The 600-nt window shown below is 61.8% G+C and carries 1 pseudogene; it reads right to left on the bottom strand.

From position 1 onward, the window contains the following. Nucleotides 1–392: 392 nt before the first annotated feature. Nucleotides 393–600 (bottom strand): annotated as a pseudogene (locus EN780_RS36775) (DDE-type integrase/transposase/recombinase); the annotation flags it as partial.

Below are 600 nucleotides of genomic sequence, written 5' to 3'. Positions count from 1 at the left end.
AACCTGATCCAGTCAATCCTCCACGTCCACCTGATCCCGCCGTGTCCGCATGGGAAGCACATCGCGTGCCGTCGCCACCCGCGCGCAAGCTTGCAATGATCATCTGGCACATGCTGAGCAAAAATGCCGACTATATCTGGGCCCGGCCTGCCTTGCTCGCCCGCAAGTTCAGATCGGTCGAATGCGCGCCGGCCTCCCGACCAGCCATGCCAGGCGCGGCTCCGCGTTCGACTACAACATCCCGGCCAAGCTGGCCGAAGAACGATCCCGAGTCGAAAAGGCAGAAGCTGCCTATGCAGCAGAGACCGCCCGATGGCGAACGAGGCCCGAAAGGCGGAAGGCTGTGAAAAAAGCCGCCGAATGAGAAGAAGGGGCTATTCTACAACATCCGTCTGCATCGGCCTGCCTGGCGCGATGTAGTGCCATTCGATCCCGTGGATCCTTCGACCAGGCGAGGATGGCGTTCGAAGTGAACTCTGTGCCGTGGTCGGAAACGATCATGCCCGGCTTGCCGCGGTGCGCGATCAGTTCCGTCAGTTCACAGGCAACCCGACGGCCGGAAATCGAGGTGTCCGGGATCGCGGCCAGGCATTCGCGAGT

The sequence above is a fragment of the Mesorhizobium sp. M4B.F.Ca.ET.089.01.1.1 genome (assembly GCF_004022605.1).
Lineage (GTDB): Bacteria > Pseudomonadota > Alphaproteobacteria > Rhizobiales > Rhizobiaceae > Mesorhizobium > Mesorhizobium abyssinicae.
Note: the sequence above shows the minus strand (reverse complement) of the source record. Positions and strands in the feature narration are given on the sequence as shown.